17 protein-coding genes are annotated in these 22,342 nt (G+C 47.9%); 9 read left to right on the forward strand and 8 right to left on the reverse strand.

The window, feature by feature from the left end; translation table 11 throughout:
• Positions 1-9: 9 nt before the first annotated feature.
• The 5 genes from AAC022_RS04765 (at position 10) to AAC022_RS04785 (ending at position 6,596) form a co-directional block, all read left to right on the forward strand.
• Positions 10-1,503 carry a sulfatase gene (locus AAC022_RS04765; RefSeq protein ID WP_339728504.1) on the forward strand — a complete coding sequence of 498 codons (1,494 nt, stop codon included), beginning with the start codon at positions 10-12 and terminating at the stop codon, positions 1,501-1,503.
• Between the two features lie 239 nt (positions 1,504-1,742).
• The gene (locus tag AAC022_RS04770) at positions 1,743-2,705 is read left to right on the forward strand and encodes a MoxR family ATPase (protein ID WP_339728506.1); all 963 of its coding nucleotides are present in this window, start codon (positions 1,743-1,745) and stop codon (positions 2,703-2,705) included.
• A 105-nt stretch (positions 2,706-2,810) separates the two neighbouring features.
• Positions 2,811-4,148, forward strand: a complete 1,338-nt coding sequence (locus AAC022_RS04775) for a DUF58 domain-containing protein (RefSeq protein WP_339728508.1) — start codon at positions 2,811-2,813, stop codon at positions 4,146-4,148.
• On the forward strand, positions 4,145-6,163 hold the full coding sequence (locus tag AAC022_RS04780) for a transglutaminase domain-containing protein (protein WP_339728509.1): 2,019 nt from the start codon (positions 4,145-4,147) through the stop codon (positions 6,161-6,163). Before AAC022_RS04775 ends, AAC022_RS04780 begins: the two co-directional genes overlap by 4 nt.
• A gap of 199 nt (positions 6,164-6,362) precedes the next feature.
• Complete coding sequence (locus AAC022_RS04785) at positions 6,363-6,596, forward strand: hypothetical protein (protein ID WP_339728511.1); 234 nt, start codon at positions 6,363-6,365, stop codon at positions 6,594-6,596.
• Positions 6,597-6,626: 30 nt separating this feature from the next.
• Here the strand turns inward: AAC022_RS04785 and AAC022_RS04790 are convergent, their stop codons facing one another.
• Positions 6,627-7,778, reverse strand: coding sequence for a metallophosphoesterase (locus tag AAC022_RS04790; protein ID WP_339728512.1), 1,152 nt, complete (start codon positions 7,776-7,778; stop codon positions 6,627-6,629).
• A 471-nt stretch (positions 7,779-8,249) separates the two neighbouring features.
• Between AAC022_RS04790 and AAC022_RS04795 the strand changes: the two genes are divergently transcribed.
• The 4 genes from AAC022_RS04795 (at position 8,250) to AAC022_RS04810 (ending at position 12,877) form a co-directional block, all read left to right on the forward strand.
• Positions 8,250-9,356 (forward strand): tetratricopeptide repeat protein, encoded by a 1,107-nt coding sequence (locus tag AAC022_RS04795; RefSeq protein WP_339728514.1) that lies wholly within the window; start codon positions 8,250-8,252, stop codon positions 9,354-9,356.
• A 45-nt stretch (positions 9,357-9,401) separates the two neighbouring features.
• Positions 9,402-11,117 carry a CRTAC1 family protein gene (locus AAC022_RS04800; protein ID WP_339728515.1) on the forward strand — a complete coding sequence of 572 codons (1,716 nt, stop codon included), beginning with the start codon at positions 9,402-9,404 and terminating at the stop codon, positions 11,115-11,117.
• A 314-nt stretch (positions 11,118-11,431) separates the two neighbouring features.
• A complete protein-coding gene (locus AAC022_RS04805; protein WP_339728516.1) occupies positions 11,432-11,884 on the forward strand; it encodes a hypothetical protein in 453 nt (150 codons plus the stop codon).
• A gap of 78 nt (positions 11,885-11,962) precedes the next feature.
• Entirely contained in the window at positions 11,963-12,877 is a 915-nt protein-coding gene (locus AAC022_RS04810; protein ID WP_339728518.1) for a DUF1559 domain-containing protein, read from the forward strand.
• Between the two features lie 137 nt (positions 12,878-13,014).
• On the opposite strand, the gene AAC022_RS04815 is transcribed toward AAC022_RS04810, so the two are convergent.
• The 7 genes from AAC022_RS04815 to AAC022_RS04845 form a co-directional block, all read right to left on the reverse strand.
• Complete coding sequence (locus AAC022_RS04815) at positions 13,015-14,298, reverse strand: Gfo/Idh/MocA family oxidoreductase (RefSeq protein ID WP_339728519.1); 1,284 nt, start codon at positions 14,296-14,298, stop codon at positions 13,015-13,017.
• A gap of 182 nt (positions 14,299-14,480) precedes the next feature.
• Positions 14,481-16,367 carry a hypothetical protein gene (locus AAC022_RS04820; protein ID WP_339728521.1) on the reverse strand — a complete coding sequence of 629 codons (1,887 nt, stop codon included), beginning with the start codon at positions 16,365-16,367 and terminating at the stop codon, positions 14,481-14,483.
• Between the two features lie 60 nt (positions 16,368-16,427).
• Entirely contained in the window at positions 16,428-17,417 is a 990-nt protein-coding gene (locus AAC022_RS04825; RefSeq protein WP_339728523.1) for a phosphoglycerate dehydrogenase, read from the reverse strand.
• Positions 17,418-17,546: 129 nt separating this feature from the next.
• Positions 17,547-18,728: a hypothetical protein gene (locus tag AAC022_RS04830; protein ID WP_339728525.1), complete on the reverse strand. Its 1,182-nt coding sequence runs from the start codon at positions 18,726-18,728 to the stop codon at positions 17,547-17,549.
• Between the two features lie 79 nt (positions 18,729-18,807).
• Positions 18,808-20,010 carry a hypothetical protein gene (locus AAC022_RS04835; RefSeq protein WP_339728527.1) on the reverse strand — a complete coding sequence of 401 codons (1,203 nt, stop codon included), beginning with the start codon at positions 20,008-20,010 and terminating at the stop codon, positions 18,808-18,810.
• 58 nt (positions 20,011-20,068) lie between these two features.
• Entirely contained in the window at positions 20,069-20,965 is an 897-nt protein-coding gene (locus tag AAC022_RS04840; RefSeq protein ID WP_339728529.1) for a hypothetical protein, read from the reverse strand.
• Between the two features lie 152 nt (positions 20,966-21,117).
• Positions 21,118-21,831, reverse strand: coding sequence for a DUF3299 domain-containing protein (locus tag AAC022_RS04845; protein ID WP_339728531.1), 714 nt, complete (start codon positions 21,829-21,831; stop codon positions 21,118-21,120).
• Between the last annotated feature and the right edge of the window lie 511 nt (positions 21,832-22,342).

The raw sequence follows: 22,342 nt of genomic DNA on the forward strand, positions 1-22,342 counted from the left end.
TAAGTCAACATGAGACTGATGTCGCGCTCCATTTTAATGTTGATGTTCACGTTGCTGACTCTAAAGAGTTCACTGACGTATGCTGTCGAAAAAAAACAATCGAAGCCGTTGAACTTTGTGTTCATTCTAGTGGATGATCTTGGCTATATGGATGTGGGTTGTAATAATCCGGATACCTTCTACGAGACGCCGCATATCAATCAGCTGGCGAAAACCGGGATGCGGTTTACCAATGGTTATGCTGCCAATCCGGTCTGTAGCCCTACTCGCTATAGCATCATGACCGGAAAATATCCGACACGCGTTGATGCCACGAATTTCTTTTCCGGCAAACGGGCCGGGAAATTTTTGCCCGCACCACTCAACGACAAGATGCCTTTGAATGAAGTTACTATTGCCGAAGCTCTCAAAGAACACGGCTACTCGACATTTTTTGCCGGGAAGTGGCATCTGGGGCCGACGGAAGAATTCTGGCCGGAAAATCAGGGCTTTGATATCAACCGGGCAGGCTGGCACCGTGGGGGACCTTATGGTGGTAAAAAATATTTCTCACCTTATGGGAATCCTCGTTTGACTGACGGACCAGATGGAGAGCATCTCCCCGATCGACTGGCCAGCGAAACCGCGAAGTTCATCGACGCACATCGAGAACAACCCTTCTTCGCTTATCTTGCCTTTTATTCTGTACACACACCTTTAATGGGACCAAAGCCTTTGGTCGCCAAATATCGGGAGAAAGCCAAACGGCTGGGCTTGACTGAGAAGGAAGAATTCGCCGACGAAGAACAGGTGTTTTCCGTCAATGAAAAACGGCGCGTAAGAATTCTGCAGAATCATGCTGTCTATGCAGCGATGGTCGAATCGATGGACCGAGCCGTTGGCAAAGTACTGAAACAGTTAGAAACTTCAGGATTAGCAGACAATACCGTGGTCATACTGACTGCCGATAATGGTGGCTTGAGTACGTCCGAAGGTTCGCCCACCTCGAACCTGCCTTTGAGAGGAGGCAAGGGCTGGTTGTATGAAGGGGGCATTCGGGAAGTCTTTTTGATTCGCTGGCCGGGCGGGACGAAGCCGGGGAGCATCTGTGATGAACCGGTTATCACAACCGATTTTTATCCCACGATTCTGGATCTGGCCGGTCTGCCTGCAAAGCCAGAACAGCATCAAGATGGCGTCAGTCTCAAACCTTTATTAACAGGTCAATCGGGATTGAACCGTGATGCCTTGTACTGGCACTATCCGCATTACTCTAATCAGGGGGGCATTCCCGGCGGTGCGATCCGCAAGGGAGACTGGAAACTGATTGAACGATTTGAAGATGGCCGTGCGCAACTTTATGACCTGAAACAGGACATCGGAGAACAGACAGATCTTGCGTCAAAAGAGCCTCAACGGGTTTCTGACATGCGTCAACAATTGCATCGCTGGTATCGGGACACCGATGCAAAATTTTTACGCGCGAAGCCGAATGGACCACAACCCTGGCAACCTGAGAAATGAGGGGACGAATTGGGATGTGATCTAACGGCAACCACAGTTTTTCTTGATGGGAACCACTTCACGAAAAATTAAAAATTGATAATGTGCACAGTGAAATATTTCGTTGTCGGTCCTTTCATTTCCTGTTGATTTGTTATAATTCAGTGAGTCACTTGGATTTGTGATACAAGATCATGTTCGAACATTCACTTTGATATTGCATTTCTCTAATCAAACTCTATCAATGATTGAGACGTTGTATGGCACAGTCTACTTTGCCGGAACAGAGCGAAAAATACGCCCAAAATCTGAGCCTGCTAAGAGATAATCTTAGTAGTGTGATCAGGGGGAAGTCAGAAAGCATCGACATGATGATCGTGGCTTTGCTTTCCAATGGGTCCGTGTTGATGGAAGACGTCCCGGGTACCGGTAAGACCACGCTGGCCAAAGCGCTCGCCCGCTCGCTGGATGTTCCCTTTAACCGCGTGCAGTTCACTCCCGATCTGCTGCCGACGGATATACTGGGGTCTTCTATCTATAATCCCGTTGATGGTACTTTTAATTTCCGGGAAGGCCCCATTTTTTGCAATATCTTGCTGGCTGATGAAATCAACCGCGCTTCGCCTCGTACGCAATCGGCTCTGCTGGAAGCCATGAGTGAATCGCAGGCCACCATTGAAGGAGTCCGTTATATACTCCCTTCCCCGTTCTTTGTATTGGCAACTCAGAATCCCGTCGACTTTCATGGCACCTATCCCTTACCAGAAGCACAACTGGATCGTTTCCTGATTCACTTGAAGCTGGGTTACCCGGACACAGAACATGAAATCGAAATATTGTTTGCTCAATCGACCGAGCACCCCGTGGACCATTTGGAACGGGTGCTTAACCATGAAGAAGTCGTGCAGATGCAGGATCAGGTTAAAACCGTACACGTCGAACACAGCGTGGCCCGTTATATGATCGATCTGGTAAATGCCACACGGAACGATCCCCGGCTCAAACTGGGCGTCAGTCCCCGCGGTTCGCTGATGCTGTTCCGTGCGGCTCAGGCAATGGCATTTTTGAAAGGCCGGAATTATGTGTTGCCTGACGATGTGCAACATATGGCAGACTACGTCTTAGCGCACCGTTTGATCTTAACCTCGAAAGCAAAATACAGCAGTATCACCAAAATGGATGTGGTATCTGATATTGTTCATAAAGTGAAGGTACCCAATTAACCGCACATAAGGAGCTTACGTTTTCAGAGGACGTAATCGGGAGTTCCAAAAATAATAAGTGTGAGTTTCATTTCAACTCAATAAGCAAGAAGTATTGAATTAGTAATGCATGTTTCGGAGTACGATCCTTATTCACCGACGATCCGAAAAAAAGATTCGTTTACGAATCGCCTGCTGTTAGTGCGCATGCACAAGCATTACTGGTACTACCGAATGACCTATCCGGGGAAAATCCTGTTGTTCGCGTTTTTTCTGTCCGGTGTCGGTACAATTTCCGTTTCCGTTCCGATCTATAATTTGTTTAGTGCGCTGCTGGCGCTCATTCTTATCGATGGAATTGTCTCTTGGATATTTCGACCCCGCTGTGATCTGCAAGGAGATTTTCCAGCTCAGACTACAGCCGGCCAACCAGCCATTGGTCATTTTACCGTGACGAATAAGGGGTGGTTACCGATTTACGATATGGCGGTTTCCTTTCGCTGGCTGGAAAAACCACTCTCACAAACCGACCGGGACGACACACTGGAATGTCTGCCGCGCGGAGAATCTGTCGATGTGAGCGTAACGATCGACGCGCCTCAAAGAGGTTTTTACGCGCTTCCCAAACTGGGCGTGCATACGTTGTTCCCGTTTCATCTCAACCGTTCGGGTAGCGCAGCCCTGCCGGGAAAATCGCTGTTGGTACTGCCCGCCTTTCATCAATTGACGAGTGTTGATTTACCGGTTGGCAGTAAATTTCAGCCCGGGGGCATCGCGTTGACTTCCAATATTGGAGAATCTCCTGAATATATCGGGAACCGGGAATACGTTCCCGGTGAACCGGCGCGACGACTTGATTTTCGTTCCTGGGCCCGGCTGGGAAAGCCAGTTGTGCGCGAATATCAGGAAGAATATTATTGCCGGATTGCTATGATACTCGATACTTATATGCCAAATGATGACTGGATGATCCGCATACAGAAAGGGATCAGTCAACGTTATCGATCCACCGCAGATCACACGCAGTCTATGAATGCTCTGGAAGCGGGGATCAGCCTGACAGCTTCCATCGCAGATGCCTTGTCCCGCGGAGAGTATCTGATTGATCTGTTCGCTGCCGGCCCGGAATTATATGTGTTTCGCGCGGGACGTCATACGGCACACTTCGATAATGTGCTGGAAATTCTGTCTTGTGTCGATCGTTGTCCCGATGATCCGTTCGAGACGATCGGCCCGGCTGTCTTTGAAGAACTATCGAATGTCTCGACAGCCGTCTGTATTTTTCTAGACTGGGACGAGCAGCGCGAAAAAATGGCACGGGCTGTCTTGGACTCAGGCTCCAGCCTGAAAATGATCATCATTCATGATGGGGAAACAACGTTGCCTTTTAATTCGGATGAATTCGGGCAGGCCTGGCATTTCACGCCCGATGAAATTGCCAAAGGGAAGGTGGAATCGATATGAATGCGCAGCGTACGATCGCATTCACGATGCTCAGCCTGGAGGCCGCCGCCTTTGGTATGTTGTCGGAAACCCTATTTTTCTCTTCAAGTATTGTGATTCTGGCCGCATTATCCTATTTCCCGATTTTGCGTTTTCCATTTTCACGGCGCCAGGTCTTCTGGGCAACCAGTGTGCTGGCCATTCTGTTTCTCATCAAATACATGATCTCGCAGCATGAATTTCCTCTGGATCAAATGGCAATTCGAACGCCTTTAGCATATGCGGCTGCGCAGTTTGTGATGACCATCCAACTTCGCCAGATGTTCGATCAACACTTTGTGCCGTGTCTGCCGATCTCGTTTCCTTTGTTCGGAGTCGTCGTGTTCCTGCTGACGGGGGATATTCTGGTCCATGGTCTGCGAGGAGTGTTTTATCAGGTCCTGGTTTTCACTTACGTCCTGTTGACGGGAGTCTTTTGCCAGCTGGGGCATGCGGTTCGTAAGCAGAGCAGGAATCAGAAAAAAAATTGGTCGATCTATTTCATTCGTGCGAACATCTTTGCTGTGATCTGGTTGTTGGGCTGGTTGATGGCGACCGGTTTAGATCGTTATGAGCGTGAGCTGGATCAACTCTACTATCGCCTGATTGAACCGCGCACTTCTGGAATTGCTTCTCGCGCTGGTTTTTCATCAATTTCAAGACTGGGCAGTCTGTCTAAACAGTTTGATGCCGGTTCGGAGCAAGTCCGCCTACGCGTCAAATCGACTGATGAACCGGGGTACTTACGTGGTCGTGCTTTTGTGCAGTTCTTTAACTCGGAATGGCATTCAGAAGTCGGTGCTCATAATGCACCGACCATCGGAGTCCCACCTGCGGGGGTCACAACCGACATCCTGCAAGAAGGAACCTGGTTCCAGTTAGAGCAGGCAAAATCTTCCCACTGGATTGAGTATCAAATCTGGTCTGATATCCCTCAGCATATTTTTGCACCTTTAAATACACCTTTGGTATATGCTGTTGCTAACAATATGCAATTCGATAATCAGGATGTACTGACATCACGGTCTCTGGAACACGGTTATCCTTACTTGTTGTATTTTCCTCGTAACCAGCTGCCTCACCGACTGGAATCAATACAGTCCCTGGAACGCCTTTTGCAACTTCCGTATGACATTTCTCCCGAAATAATACAACTGGCAGATCAGATCTTTGCCGGCTGTAAAACGTCTGCTGAGAAAATTGCTCGGATTCAAACCTATTTTCCGAATAATTATCAGTATGAATTAGGGATCTCTGTTCCGGCCGGCGAAGATCCGCTCACCTATTTTTTACTCGAGAAGCCAAATGCGCATTGTGAATATTTCGCTTCAGGATCAGCTTTGTTATTAAGGCTGGCAGGAGTTCCCTGTCGTTATGTCACAGGGTATGTTGTCCGTGAAAGAAATCACTATGATCAATTCTGGATTGCCCGCAACAGGCACGCGCACGCCTGGGTCGAAGCCTGGGATGATCAGCAAGGCTGGGTTACGGTTGAGTCCACCCCCTCCTCGGGACAACCCGACTATCGCACCCCCGGTTCTGCCAGACAGTATTGGGAGTCGTTTATCGGGCAATTTTCCCGCCTGAAAGCAGCTCTGCAGCAAGGTCAGTGGATTATGGCGTTTTCAGAGGCACAGCTCCCGCTGGCATTGCTAGTCTGTGGTGTGGCCCTCTGGTTTGGTTTTCGTTGGGGCATTCGCGTCTGTCGCAGACGACTTCAGGAGCGCGCCGCGTTTCGGGAATCGCCGCTCCATATTCAGGAACTGCATCTGCTGCTGGCTCAGATGGACCGTCTGATGGGCAAACATCAGCTCATACGCAAGCCCGGCGAGACGTTGACGCAGTTTTCCCGGCGGATTCAAAGCCAACGTGTTTCTGAATGGTATCAAATCTACGCCAGCAGCCGCTTCATGCCGGAAACTGCAGCGACAACGGAGTTAATTGTCCAGTTAAAACGGCAGTTACAGGAATTCCGCAACCAAAAATCACTCACATGAGGCCTGTAGCGGCAGATTTTGCAGGTCAAAATGGGCTTGGCAGGCAACCCCGGTCTGGCTAGAATCCGACCCTCATCTCTCACTTCTCAACTCAATCATTCCTATTTTGTACTCACGATTCTCAAAGACGAGCAGTCTGTTCGCCTTGTTTGCGTGCGCCTGCTGATAAAACTCTAGAAAATGAAACGGGATTCTCTCAATGAAAGTTCTCTCAAAAGTACTCATCATCGCGATCATTCCCAGCATGTCTTTTTTGGCTTCCGGATGTGAAATGCTTCCGCATGCGCTAAAGCCCGGCCAATGGCATAAGCTGAACCGTGGACCGGCTCCACGACAGGACACCTACTTCTCCGTTCCCGATCATATTCCGGAACTGGAACAGGAAAAAAGTTCGCAGAACGTCGGCGAATTTCGTCCACGCCAGGTACATTGAAACTGAAAAGCAGGGTAGTCCGTGTGGTTACTAATTGAGTTTCCCACGGGTTGGTTTGGGAAAAGTCTGGCGGTCCAGAACTTCATTGTTCAAACTCTTCAATTCAACGGTCATCGTTCCTGAACCTTGTTCGCAGGTCAGCAGTAGATAGCTGTCTTTCCCTGCCAGAAACCGCGAGTGCGGATCTGCGTACTGTGTACCCGTTCCACTGAGGGATGTGTTGTAATAAGTCAATCCATCCAGTTCGGCCCGCTCAGTAAAATAGCCGAATCCGGTCACACAAATGGTCCCCCTGCGAAACAGCTGGTGCCAGCCTCCCTGCAGCTGGCTACGGATATTCGCATTCCGCTCGTTGTAAAGAGTAACAATCTTTCCCGGAGCTTTGGTCATGATTGACTCATACCAGCGGTATTGATCGGAATTCCGATCGAACGGATGACAGGTTTGCCACGTTGTGCCGAAGTCTGAAATGTGGTTGAAATCGAGGCCGATGAAACGAAGATCAAACTTCGGGATATCAAAGTGCCATTTCCATTCCTCATCGGGCAGTTCGAAAAACCGCCGAAACGCAGTCGCTTCCACATCATAGACCGCATGCGCGGGGCGTGTTTTTCCACGGGGATGAACCTCGCGGTCATGATTTCCCAGGATCGGCATGAATGGCGTCGATTGAAATAATTTCGGGTAAGCGTCAATCAATTTGACGTATGGCTTGATGCATGCGTGCTGTCCACCTCCACAGACCTGCCAGAGATTGCTGATGTTATCTCCCGCAGTCAACAACAGGTGCACGTCTTCTTTGAGCAGATTTGATAAGTCGGGTTTCGACTGCCAGTCAGCGACAATTGCCACCCGTAGCGTCTCAGTTGGATACGCTTTAAACGTATTCACGGCAGACTGCTGGTTTCCTGTTTTTACCAAGTAGTGGTAAGTCGTATCTTGATGCGCGAGAGGGATTTCGACATGATGCAGCGTGGTTGCTTCTTCCAGCCGAATGGTTTCCATCGTCTCGGGCGAAACTCCATAACACACGACAGAATCACCGGGCTGTTCGGTGAGCCAGTTCACCACGATTTTGTCTGGTTGGTTCGATTTATGAGTCAGCCAGATCCGTTCAATATCAGCAGCAGAGACCAATTGCGGCGCAACACAGATACAGATCAGCAGCAGTAAAGTTCGCATGGGGCGTCATTCTAAAATGAGTGTTATTACAGGAGTGCATAATTGGTATAATTGTGACAATTCGGTTGCCGCTGAAGCAACTGACGGTCACTGGTTTCTCATTCAAATAGTTTAAAATATGAGAGAAAATACTGCTTCCATTTCCAAATCTTGTATGACACATGTTCGGGGTTGCTAATGCCTCTTCCAATGCATATTCTTTAAATATAAGTCTGCCCTTCAGTTAATTGTTTTCATATTACTAAAATTATGCTGAATTTAGAACAGGATGAGAACTCGAAACGTATCCAGACTTCTCCCAAAATAACCAAAACAGAGAAGCACCGTGGGCGATTTACACGCAAACAAATCATCGTTTCGCTTTTGATACTGGTTCTGATTTTCCTGGCAATTCCCACTTTAGGCGAACTTGCTGTCTGGAGAGGAAATATCTGTCTGGAGAAACGGGATCATAAGGCCGCATTGTTCTGGTTGACTACAGCCCAGTATCTAAAAAAAGATTCCGCAGAACTACACTTCCTTTTAGGAAAAACTTACAGACGACTGGAACAATTTGATCGTGTCGAGACACATTTCAAAATCGCCCATCAGTTAGGTTGGGATGTCAAACTGCTTGAACGGGAACAATGGATTGCTCTGGCACAAACAGGACAATGGCTGAAAGTCAAATCATTTTGGCCGGAACTTTTCAGCAATCCAGGTTCTGATGGTCCTGAAATCAGTAAAGCTTATGTGACTGGTTGTCTGTCGCAGTTACAAATTAATGACGCACGTAAAGTTCTGGATGCCTGGCAGGCAGAGTACCCGAAAGATCCTGATTCGTACCGCTTACGTGGCCAGTTAAGTGAGGCGATGCTGCAGTGGAAAGATGCAAGCGATGCCTATGGTCAAGCGCTGAAATTAGATCCTTCTCGAAAAGACATTCAGCTATTATTAGCAAAATCACTCTTTGAAATCGGTAAGTTTCGGCAAGCGGAATCATTGTTAAGAACATATCTTCAAGTGTGTCCTGAAGATCCGGAAGCAAGCTTATACATTGCTCAATGCCTGGCTAAACTAGGTCGAGGTGAAGAGGCCCGCATCATATTGGCACGTTTAATTGAAAAGAATCCAGATCAGTATGACCTCTTATTGGCCTTAGGAAGACTTGAGCTTTCGTTGGATGAAAATCAAGACGCACTCAAATATTTACGAAGTGCAGAAAAGCGAAGGCCCGAAGACGTTAAGCTCCGTTTTGCATTGGGGAAAGTGTTGCAAAAAACGGGTCAGACTCTTGAGGCAAAAAAACATTTCGATTTTGTGAACGAATCAAGTGCTCCCTTACTTCGACTTAAAAAAGCAATCGACGAACTGTTACTTAACCCTGGTGATCTGGAATTGAGATACGAAATCGCCATGATTTCATGGAAATATAAATCACATGAGGAGGGAGTCAAGTGGCTTCTTAGTCTATTGAAGCTTGATAATTCGCATCTCCCTACGCATCGTTTTCTGGCCGATTACTACTCCAGTATCGGTGATCAGGAACAGGCTGAAAAACACCAAAATAGTATTATCAGACTCAAATCAAAATCTTAGCACATCTGATCATTGAGCCATTTTCTATTGAAGACAGAAATCTAAATGAAGTATTCAGGTACCGTCATCATAAGACTTCTATCGGGAATGCTCGTGGGATTGTCCCTCGTTGGTTGCAGTACAAATCAGCCAGAATCCACCTTCGTTGATCAGCCTGCAGCTGAATCACAGAATGAAAACAGTGTAGGGAGTGAGAATCCTCCTGATTTCATTGATACGACCCCCAGAACGGTCAAGCAGTTTATTCCCAAAAATGGGCAGGAAGCGGGCCAGCATGCGGTTCTTGAAACTCTAGGAACAGGCGTCGCATTACTTGATTATGACAATAATGGGCTTTGGGATCTGTGCCTTCCTGGTGGTGGGAAATATGACAATGAACCAAAAGTAATTGGTCTTCCTTCTGCCTTGTTTCGGCATGAACAATGGGAGCAATATGAAAATGTAACCAGTCCGTCAGGGCTTCAAACCGATTTAGTCTATTCTCATGCTGCCATCCCCGGAGATTACGACAACGATGGCTTTCAGGACCTGCTGTTCACTGGATATGGGAATATTCTCCTGTTCTTTAATAATGGGGATGGAACATTTGATGAAGTATCTCATCACGCGCAGCTTGTGAATCAAGCTTGGAGTACCGCTGCAGCTTGGGGTGATATCAACCGTGACAGTGTGCCAGATCTGTATCTGGTGAATTATCTCAATTGGTCACTTGAGAATAATCCTGAGTGCTATCAGGCAGAAGGCCGTGACTCCTGCTCCCCTACCAAATTTTCCGCGATATCAGATCGCTTGTTTCTGGGAAATGGTGATGGCACATTTCGAGATGCGTCTCTGGAAGCTGAATTGGTCGAGGGAGGTAAAGGGCTGGGAGTGGCCATTGCCGACCTGGATTTGGATGGTGATGTTGATCTTTATGTGACCAATGATACAACCCCCAATTTTCTCTACCGTAACGATGATCAAGGCAAATTAACAGAAATTGGATTGCAAAGCGGGACTGCACTGAGCGATACCGCTGAGGCAGATGGAAGTATGGGAGTTGATGTCGGTGATTTAAATCTTGATGGCTTACCTGATCTCTGGGTTACAAATTATGAAGAACAGAGCAACGCCCTTTATCGTAATATGGGAAATAACTACTTTGAACATGTGAGCAATCAATTCGGTGTGGCGGCGGTAGGCACAATTTATGTTGGTTTTGGAACTTTATTCTTCGATTATGATTGTGATAGTGATGAAGATATTTTTGTCACAAATGGCCATGTCATGCTCCATGCTAGGAACTCTCCCTACAAACAACGCCCTTTACTGCTCGAAAACAGGGATGGAAAACAGGTGATCAATGTTGCCGATACTGCTGGGGATTATTTTAAATCATCTCATGTCGGACGTGGAGTTGCATCCAGTGATCTAGATAATGATGGTGATCTCGATTTGGTCACGACACACAGTAATTCTCCTGCGGTACTACTTACAAATCAAACAAAGCAGTCCGGAAACTGGTTGCGACTTCATTTGATTGGTGTGCAGAGTAATCGAGATGCTATTGGTGCACGGATCAAAGTTGAGACAGCGCAGGGGATGCAAGTGCGACAAATCAAAGGCGGCACCAGCTTTCTTTCCTCGTCTGATTTACGATGTTTTCTGGGGGTAGGAAATACCTCAGAGATAAAACAAATCTCAATTCTCTGGCCCTCTGGGACCGAACAAATACTAAAGAGCATTTCTGCAAACCAGACAATGACCATCATCGAAAAATGAGAAGTGAATACTACTGTCTTATTGCGAAGCACCTTTTTAATCTTTGTTTATGAACAGCCTTAGCACTGTACATTTTCGGTTATGATAGAAGGCACTCGCGTTTTACTCTTCGAACTAAGGGGCACGTTCAATGTATCAGTTGTGCTATCTCCGCTCCCATAATATGATTTAGAGTCATCAAAAAAAACTCTTATTTTTTGATTCGTCAGGTTGCACTATTTTTGATGCAGCATGCTTCATTGGTATTTAATCCACTGTTGATTACTTCTTATTTTCTGGGAATGAAATTCCAGAACAGACAGGGTCTTTAGAAAATGTGTAAAAATATTCTAATCAATTTCTCGTTCTTATTATTGCTTACTTTATCGGCGTGTGGTGGCGGGAGTGATGGCCCTGAACTTGGTATTGTTACTGGAACAGTTACATTAAATGAACAACCTGTCTCAGGTGCTCTTGTTTCTTTTGTTCCTAACGCGACGAAAAATACAACGGGCCCCGCTTCAACGGCAACAACTGATGCCGGTGGAAAATTTACTTTGAAAGCACCTGGAAATCGTGATGGCGCCGTGATCGGATTCCATCGAGTCGGTGTGCAATGTCCTGGTGTCGTGGGTGTGAATGTGAGTACTCCCGATGGCGGTTCCGGTAGTGCGACAGACAATTGTAAAGTACCCGCGAAATATACCGATCCCAATAAATCGGGAATCACTGTTGAAATTAAATCTGGCGAGAATGATATTCCAATCAAACTAAGTTCAAAGAAATAGTTATTATTTGAGTTAATCAAGCTGATTGAATTTCTTTGTTAAATCGTTTTATTACTTCATTTAGTTAAGGATCTGTCTATGTCATCATTGAAAGCACTTCTTTTTGAAAAGAAGAATTCATTATTGAAGCGTGGTTTCACGCTGATTGAATTATTGGTCGTGATTGCAATTATTGCCATTTTGATCGCTTTGCTGCTACCTGCAGTACAACAGGCTCGTGAAGCAGCCCGCCGCAGTACGTGTAAGAATAATCTGAAACAGATCGGGCTGGCGATGCATAATTATCATGACGTTGCTTCGATGTTCCCTCCCGCAGAAGTTACAGTACGAACTCATTTAGATGGTTCAACAAATAACTGGGGAGGTCATGCCGGCAACTGGATTACACTCATGCTGCCCTATATGGATGAAGCGCCGCAATATAATAAAATTAATTTCAGCCTTCCTTATAACGGAAGCACTGAGAATATAGATGCATTTAAGCGTCCGTATAAATTAATGCTCTGTCCCAGCAATCCAATGGGGACGAATACCTTATCCAGTGCAGACTCGCATTTTATTCATTACTATGCTGTGATTGGTTCTGGTGGGACACAGGAACGTCAAAACTGGGCGATCAATCCGACAAGTCAGAAAAATATTCGAGGTATTTTTTATCAGGATTCGAATACCAAAATTCGTGATATTTTGGATGGAACAACAAATACGGTTGCGATTGTTGAAGCGCGTGGTTATCAGCCTAATGCTTTAGATGATATTTTAAATGTGGCAGACTCGCGTGGAATGAGATTTGGACATCATACACAAACCAATGCGGCAACGTTTCCGATCAATGGGATCTTCCGCTGGTTTGCTCCTTCCAGTTTCCATGTAGGGGGGATCCATGTATTACTAGCTGATGGGTCTGTTCGTTTCATTAGCGAAAATATTGACGCCACTATCTGGAGCCGTTTAGGGTCCATGGCGGATGGTCAGGTCATTGGTGAGTTCTAAGTCTCTCAAGAGCGATTGTTTTAGTATGAAAACAAATTGCTGCCTGAATCTAAAAAACCCCTTCGGTCTAAGATGACCGAAGGGGTTTTGTTGTTTTACGTTTCAATTCATTAGTTACCGAGAAGAGTCAGATGAGATCAGACTTTGGGTTCCCAGCCTGGTTCGTATTCTCGCGTCCAAAGAGCCATGGCGGCCTGGTCGTTCTGAATGTGACCGTTTGTGGGGTCACAGGTCATCGTGCGGCCGGTACGATGTGCAATATTACCGATGTGGCACAATAGCGTGCTCTTGTGGCCTATTTCAATTTCGGCATTCAGATTTAGTGGCTCATCGTTGCGGATCGCATCAATGAAGTTTTGAGCATGCTCGCTCATCCCTTGATTGCCGTCCACTTTTTCGATTTCTTTGTCCTTCGCGTCCAAGATGCGGTAACCACCGGAGGTGCCGATGATCAAGTTTCCTTTGCTACCAAAGAACGTCACAAAGTCATTCTTGTGACGATTGCAACTGGTTCCCTGCCAGGTGATCTGCTTGTTGCCATCGAATTCGTATGCAACGACATGGGTGTCTGGTGTTTGCTGATCGTCATCAAAGGCATAGCGGCCACCACTGGAGACAACTCGTGTCGGGTAATCCACGTCCAGACCCCAGCGGCACAGATCCAGTGAATGCACACCGTTATTGCCCAGTTCGCCATTGCCATATTTCCAGAACCAGTGCCAGTTATAATGGATCAGGTTATCCGCGTATTTTTGACGGGGAGCAGGTCCCTGCCAGAGATCATAATTCAATTCAGCGGGAGCAGAAGCTGGCTTGCCGGTTCCGATAGAACCACGGGCACTCTGATAGTAGGCACGTGCAAGATAGACATTACCGATCACCCCTTCTTTGACTTTCTGAATCCCTTCCATGATGGATTCACTACTGCGTCGCTGGCTTCCCATCTGGACAGCCCGTTTATTTTTGCGGGCGGCTGCCACCATCATTTCACCTTCTTTAGGATTATGACTACAGGGCTTTTCTACATAAACATTTTTACCTGCCGAACAACCTAAAATCGTGGCTGGTGAATGCCAGTGGTTGGGAGGAGCGACGATCAGTGCATCGACGTCTTTGTCGTCAAGAATTTTCCGGAAATCACCAATGGCCTGTGGAGCTTTTTTCGTTGCTTTCTCCACGGTTTTGGCAGCTTTTGCGAGACGAGTTTCATCGGTATCGCAGACATATTTGATTTCGACTCCATCCAATGCACCGAATGTTTTCGCCAGAGCGAGACCGCGTTGCATCCCCATAATTCCAATGGTGACTTTTTTACTGGGTGCTTTATTGGCGGCTGAGAGAATCGCTGGGGCGGCGATGCCGGCAGCAGAGGCTGCCATAGTTTGCCCTAGAAAAGTGCGGCGATTGACAGAATCGGACATAGTCTGGTTCTCCGTTGATCTGGGAGTAAAGGGTGGGTGGGATTAGAAGTATAAAACAAAATGTATTCTAACCGCAGTTATGGGCAATGAACACGGTAAAAACAGGCCCGGCGGCAATTTGTTAAAAAAACTAATTATATAAGTCTAGGCTAATTAAACGCGGGAGCTGACGACATATTAGATCAAGCTTTTCTGATGTAATTGGCGGCAAAACTGCGAATATTCTGCCCGTTCAGGACATGAAACATTTGCAGTTGTTGAATTGTCTCCTGGCTGAACCGTCCCAGTGGAACGTGAATCAGTTTCTTCTGATACCGTTTTGCCAGACGTCGCCAGCCAACACCGGGCGGTGCTTCGCTGAGCAGGGCGATGTGAGACTCTTCACTATAATGACAGGCGGCAACCAGCAGTCGCTCTTCAAGTGTATCAACGAAATCAAACTGGACGTCATTCCAGATATCGTACACAGGGCGTGGTGGAAATAGAAACAGCGCGCCCCCATAGGCTGCCATTCCAATGCCTGGCCCCACCATTTCCTTGCGGTAGTCGGTCGCAAAGAAAGCCAGCGTCGATTCGTCCTGATGCTCGGCATGCCAGGTGAGCCGATAGGGATAGTCTCTCGGGTCAGCAGGCGAGTCAAACAGCATGATCACACTATCCAGCCGCCCCCGACTGGGGGGGAGAACTTTGACGTGAATTTCCCCGGTATGCCAGTTTCTCAAAGTTTCCCGCAGGTCAAGCCCGTCCTTCATACTTGTGGTAAATTTCTCGGTCCGTGCCAGATCGACCCCCAGTAGCGAAAGGGCATGGTCTTTGACACTCGTGCGAAATTTTTCAATGGCGACATCTTCCGGCGGCCAGCTACATTGTTTATGGGGATCCCAGTTCATTTCCCATTCATCTTGTTTCGGCTGCGGAGGTTTGGGAATTAGTTTACAGCTCCGCCAGGAAATCGGATTGCCGGGTAGACGATTGCTCAACTCAATCATGGTCCCGTTGGGAAGTTGTGCCTGCTCAATTCCTAAACTGAGTTTATCGAACGGCAGCAAATGCACGAACGGATATTCGCGGGCCGTTTCTGCCACTTGAATTGCAAACTGATCTCCGGCGACCTGTTGAGCTGCTTTCACCAGTGTATACAGATCAGGAGTCATGCGGCGTTCGATAAGTGACAGGTTACGAACGTATCGAAAATAGACAGATAACAGCTTTGGTGTGATTTTTCGCCCACGTGATTTTAGCTCAAGCAGATAGCGATCCCGGGCAGTCAGCGCCAGCTCCTTGATGCCATCGACAGACAGATTTTCATCATCCTCCAGTGCGGAACGAGCTTCTTCGTACAGGCCTGTAATGTAAGGCAGTTCGCCCAGCATAAACAGTAGTGTTTCGGAATCAGGACTATAAATCGTGGTGTCGTTGACTTCTTCGTCTTCGACTTCCAGTGGAAGCTGATCAATGTAGGCGTCGTGAATCCAAGGCCAGTCGGAAAGTGAGCAAACCAGCAATATGGACTTGTACTTTTTCTCCAGCTCACGCAAGCGCTGGGCCATCATGGCACAGCGGTCCAGAGGTTGCCCTTCCGGTAATTTTTTCAACGCCGGTAATACCGCAGCCGAAAACTTTTCGAGCGGTACTTTTTTTAATGCATACGGGTCGGGCAATGAGGTGGAGATACTCTCAAAGCGTTGCGTTTCCATGTCGATGAAGTGACGGTCAATGCGTTCCATCATCGCGATGCGGAGGGCCGCAATCACACCCTGGCAGGGATCGATGGGGACATAACTGAAGACACGCTGGTTTTCTTCATCATCGTCGTCATCCTCTTCCCAGGGGGCAGAGCCGGTAATCGGGGGCTCTTCCTGCAGGACTGCGGTAATGCTGGGAAGAAATGTAATCGCCCGTTCGACATCGCTTTGAAACGAAGGGGGCAGAGGGACGGCCAGACAGTCAAAGTCATTGTTCAGCATCACCCGCCGGACTTCAATTGCAAAGTCACCACTCCCGTGGATCAACGGCAGAACCGATATTCGCGGGCTGATCTTCAAAAAACTGGAATGAGGGGCTGTCATAATGGATGCGTCCAGATTCTTGCTGCAGAGAGTGTCAACCTGCTTATTTCATCAGAAGAGTTAACGCGACCATTTCCAGCCTGTTGTGTTCTTCAAATTCACAACACACTCTTCGGGCCACTCTCCCTGATACAACTTTACGATATTCTGAGCCGCCATCGCATAGGCATCGCGATGCGATTCCTGGTCCAGGCCACCGATATGACAACTCAATAATACATTTTCCAGTTTGATCAACGGACTTTCAACAGGCAATGGTTCTTTTTTGAAGACATCCAGACCCGCAGCGCGTAAATGACCCGATTCAAGGGCTTCCACGAGTGCCACTTCATCCACTAGCCCACCTCGGGCGGTATTGATCAGAACGGATCCTGGCTTCATTTTTGCGAGTGTGTCCCGATTGATAATGTCGATCGTGTCGGGAGTCACAGGCAGATGCAATGTGACATAGTCGGATTGAGCCAGCAGCGTGTCCAGATCGACGAGTTTGATCTGATGTTCGTCAGCAAAGGCCTGATTGGGAAAGGGGTCGTAAGCCAGCACCTGCATGCCCATTCCGATTGCGCGGGTGGCAACAGCCTGACCAATCCGTCCCAGCCCGACAATGCCGATTGTGCTACCCCAGACGCGCGGCGTTAAAGCCCGTTCCCATTGCCCGCTGCGGACAGCACGATCTTGTGAACGCGTTAAACGGGCGACGCCCATCAACAACGCAAACGCCTGTTCTGCTACCGAGTGATGATTCACACCCGGGGTAATTGTCACGGCAATCCCCAGTTCATCACAGGCTTCTAAATCGACGGCATCATAACCGACGCCGTAACGTGAAATGATTCTCAGATCAGGCAGCTGTTGGAGAACGTCCCGAGTATATAATTCCGCACCTGCAAGTATCGCCTCGAAGCCCTGCACCTGTTCCACGATGCGCTCTGGTTCTTTTCGCAGATCCACTTCATTCGGGACGATGGCCACTTCGAATCCGCCCGCTTGCAGAATTTCAAAATGCGGCCCAAATTCACACATTTTCGCAGTACAAATCGTACGAGGCATGGTCGAATTCTTCTTTAGATGTAGTCTTAAGATTTGAGAAAACCGGTACTGCTACTCTAGCGAAACTGCGCCTCTGCTGACAACGTTCCCAAGGCGAAAATACAAAATGCCCTTAAATCCATCGTTCCATCAAAAGAACCGTTCAGCACTTTTCACTGTGTTTGGATCATCGTTGCGCAATTTATCGAGCATCTGCTTTGCTTTTTCAACGGTATCGGCATCGGGGCCGCCTCCGCTTTTGGTTTTACCTTGAGCTGCAACCAGCAGATAACGCACGATGGCTTTTTTTACAGACCGACTTTTGTAATCCTCTTGCCCATACATTTCCATCAGACGATCCATCACGCTCCAGTCTTCCCAACGAGCGAGGTTCGCGACGACGAGGTCGGTCAGTTCCGGGCGATTCAGCAGCAGCCTCATCGATTGTCGCAACCGATCTTTGCTGATCTGACGAGTGTTATAAGTCCAGATGAAGGAAAGGGCCTGCATGGCGGCATACGTTTCACTGAAAGCAACTCCACTGGCGCGGAATTTACTCTGCTCAATTTTCTTCAGGCCTTCTGTGCCCGTTAACATCAGGTAGCCCGAGATTAATCCGCCAATTCCCAGGCGTAGTTCTTGTGTGGGCTCATTGATTTTTTGTTCCATGAATTGAATTTCCGCTTCCCGACCGCAGAGCCCCAGCAATAAGCCATACAGACCGAGACGGGGAACAGGGGTCTTTGAACTGGCAATCCAATTCCGGATTTTTTCTCGAGGCAGCGCTTTGGCAAGCAGGGTGATGTCCTCGAAGGGGGCGTTTGCGAATTCAGCAAACGCATCGTTGGCGATAATCTGGTCGGGGTCTTCCAGATAGTTCAGAAAATACTGCAGTCGTTTGGTCGTTGTCTCCTCCAGATCAGGTGCCTGCGTAATATAGCGGAAACTTGCTTGAGTGACTTCGATTGGATCTCCCCAGACGACGCGGGTTCTCTGGGTGCCAAGCAGCAAAAAGGGAGTCCCTGCTTTACCAGGATAATGGCGATTGATGATGACCTGAGTGCCTGCTTTCAATCTTCCTTTCTCAGACTGATGAACGATCTCTGTGATTTCAAAGACCGTATTGCCAGATTGTTCCAGCGTTCCTGTTTTTGCTTTCACCCACTTCGCGAGCACCGCCACATCGGCTTGTGAGAGCTGTTCGGTTAAGGGTTTAGAAGGCCCGGGACAGAACGGGCATGCCCTGAGACCAGATGCAGGCAGGACGACCAGCAGACCACAAATCAGGACTGAAAGGGAGCGAATAACCAGATTTTGTTTCAAAGTACGCATTCCCGATCCTTCGGGTATTTGAATTAGATTTTAGTGAGCGTCATTTCCTTATGACGCTCTGGGGGTGAGTCACTCTGCCTTATTTCAAGAAAAAGAAGCGTTCGGCACTTCTTACGGTTTTCGGATCTTCTTTACGCAGTTTATCGAGCAACTGTTTTGCTTTTTCAGAAGTGGCAGCATCAGGGCCGACACCTTTTTTGTTCTTCCCTTTGGAAGCGACCAGCAGGTAACGCACGATGGCCCGTTTGATTGAGGGAATGTCATAGTCTCCTGTGCCGTACATCTCCATCAAACGGTTCAACACGCTCCAGTCATTCCAGCGGGCGAGGTCAGCGACGACCAGATCAGTCAGCTCGGGGCGATCCAAGAGCAGCCTCATTGACTGACGCAAACGGTCTTTGCTGATGCGTTCGTCGCCATAAGTCCACATGAACCGCAGTGCCTGCATGGCTGCGTAGGTTTCACTGAAGGCGACATCTTTGGGAACGAACTTCGTCTGATCAATTTTATCCAGGCCATCCGCTCCGGTCAGCAGCAGATATCCCGAGATCACACCATCAATGCCCAGTCGAAACTCTTTCGTGGGCTCATTAATTTTCTTTTCCATGAATGCGACATCAGATTCCTGACCGCATAGGCCGAGCAACAGACCGTACAGGCCCAGTCGTGTTACCGGAGTTTCCGGATCCACAATCCATTTCCGGATTTTTTCTCGTGGCAGTTCTTTGGAGAGCGGCGTGATATCCTCGTAAGGTGCATTGGCAAATTCAGCGTAAGCGTCGTTTGAGATCATCTGGTCCGGAAATTCCAGAAACTTCAGGAAGTACCGTAGACGCTTGGATGTTTTTTCTTCAGGAGCAGGCGCCTGCGAAATATAGTGAAAGCTGGTTTCAGTGACTTCAATCGGATCACCCCAGTCGGTACTGGTACCTTTCGTGCCCAGCAACAAAAACAGATTTCCTTTTTTGCCCGGACGATGACGATTGATGGTAATTTGATCGCCGACTTTCAATTTGTCTTTGTCTGCCTGACGGACGATTTCTTTGATTTCAAAAACGGTTTTCCCCGCTTTGTCCAGCGTTCCTTTTTCTGCTTCCGTCCACTGGGCAAGCACGGCAACGTCCGACTGCGATAGCTGCTCGGTTAAGGTCAGCGAAGGGGCAGAACAGAATGGGCATGCTGAGGCAGAAGTCACTTGTGCCATCACCAGCAGTCCGCAGAGTACTCCACAGAGTAATTCCAGGAAAAGGCGATTTTTAATGTGTTTTGTCAGACCATTCATTGCCGAACCTCGTAGCGATTAAAACTGTTTTATGTTTGTTGGGAATCGGATGTTGTCATTATTTGTCAACCACGATGGCGTCGTCAATCAGATAAATTCGCTCTAGTTCGCCATCAATGGTTTCTGCTTTTATATGGAACACACCCACAACATCAAACGGGCGATTCAGTATATAGTCAGCCGTAACCCCGTCCCGCATGACAACGGGAAACAGGTCATAAATTTTCGGGTTCTTACCAAAGCAGCAGATCTGGTTGTCGCGGGCCAGTTGAAAAAATTCATTCCCCGTCTGCTGGAACGGGGGATACATAAACCCCCGAATTTGAATCCGCTTGCCATCCAGATCTTTGAGCCATTGAGGCATTAATTCTGGTGCTTTGAGTGTGACCGGTTCCATATTCATGACTTTGAGTAAATCAATGTCATCGTAGTTGATCAGTAACGCATTTTCAGGCTTTGTTTTGCGAAAGGAACGTTCTTTTACCAGGATTTTGACTTCGCGTGGCTCACTGGCAGCGAGCGCTTTTTTCTCCTGGTCGGTTAACGCACGGTCTTTGGGATCCGGTTTGCGAGCAACGAGTGTTGCTGTCTCTACTTGGGCCTTCTCTTCAGCTTGCATAGCCGGAGCTTGCATTGCCGGTCCCGGCTTGGTTGTGACCTGGTTTGTGGTGTTTTCAGTGGGAACAGGAGAAGCGTGGTTTGCTATTTGTTCTGGTTCCGTTAATTTTTCCTCAGGGGCGATAGCCTGATTCGTGATTGTAGGTGGTGTAGCCGCCGTCTGTTTGGATTCCTGATCGGTTTTCTGGCTGTGTTCGTCGATCGTTTCGCTGAACTGCCGGTACTCTGTCGGTTCTGACGAAGAACAGCCGGTTCCCAATACAGGCAGGCTGCTCACGGTCAGGAGGGACAAGAGAATCATGAATTGTCGGGTGGGATAATAAAGGTGGGCCAGCACGTGATCAAACTCCTGATGATCGGGTGGATGCACCAACTTCTTGACAAAGTTGATAATGGCCCAGACTGGAAATCAACCTGAGCCATTCAGAGATTAAAATAGTAATTCGGTATTCACTTTCTCAATGGAATCGGGGAGGCTGCTTCAAATGATCAATAGGCGGTCCGTGCCTGCTCAAAGTGTGTTCCCTTCAATTGATAAACGGGCTTTAATTCACCGGCCTGTGTCGGTGCTTCGGCTAAAAACTCACCCGCGATCGAGACCAGACCTGCATAAAAATTAGCACGCTGATCGCCTTGCATTTCGACCAGAATCATATCTTTGGCATCAGGCTGCCCGCCAAAGCAGCACTGGCCATTGTCTTTGACCAGAATAAAACTCTTCAGGTTCTCTGTATCACGGGTAGGATACATGTAGCCCTTGAGGAAGACGTTTTGCTTGTCCAGTTTCAGAACTTCGGGAGCAACTTGGGTGACACCATCTGTCTGGACAAAATCCTTAGAAGCAATATCACTGGCGAAATTGAGTCGCTGATATCCTTCGGGGACTTCATGCGCGTAAACAAATGACTGATAGGAAATCCCGCTGATCAGAAAGAATGCCGAGAGGGAAACTCCTGCCAGTGCGACCGTCTTTCCTCCCAACTCTCCCGCAGAGCGGTTGATGCTGAATAAACTGATCAGGGAAACAACAATCCCGCAGAGGGCAATTCCTAAGCCAATGATTCCAAACAGTGCGATGAACGAGAACAACCCCAATGCCAAGCCGACGACGGCAGTCGGAGGGACCGGTTTGTAAGAAAACTCGTCATGCGCAGGCACAACATTCTCTAAAGAGTGACTGGAGCCATCAAGAACTTGCGACATGGTGCAAGGCCTTTCAAAAATTCAACAAGAAACAGGAAAAAACAAATAAGTCAGAGGCATTCATCGCTCACGGATAGCGAATATGATCCCACTCCCTCAGAGAGCCACTTAACCCTATATCCATCATATCATGCTGAAGGGGGCAGAGCACGCCTGAATTCCTACAGAATATCAGAGAAATCAGTGAACGCAGGGTGTATGACGGTTTAATTTTCAGCTTCGGAAAAGTCAAATCATGGCTTCTCTCCGAAAACGGACCAACATGCGTCTGGATCTATAGTATATACGGTTCGGCTTTGCATTTTGTTGAAATTTTATCAATCTTAAGAATCTCAATCGCAAATTGTACGGGCGACTCTAATTTCCCCAAGCAACGTCGAATTTTCCCTTAGATCATAAGTCTTATCAAGATAAGCAATTATGACGCTGATGCAGCAAGGGCCAGGTCGACCCTGCTACAGCATCGATTTGATCTTTTTGTTCACGGGATATCCCGTTCATGCCGTTTCAA

This window comes from uncultured Gimesia sp., from assembly GCF_963976445.1.
In the GTDB taxonomy this organism is placed as follows: domain Bacteria; phylum Planctomycetota; class Planctomycetia; order Planctomycetales; family Planctomycetaceae; genus Gimesia.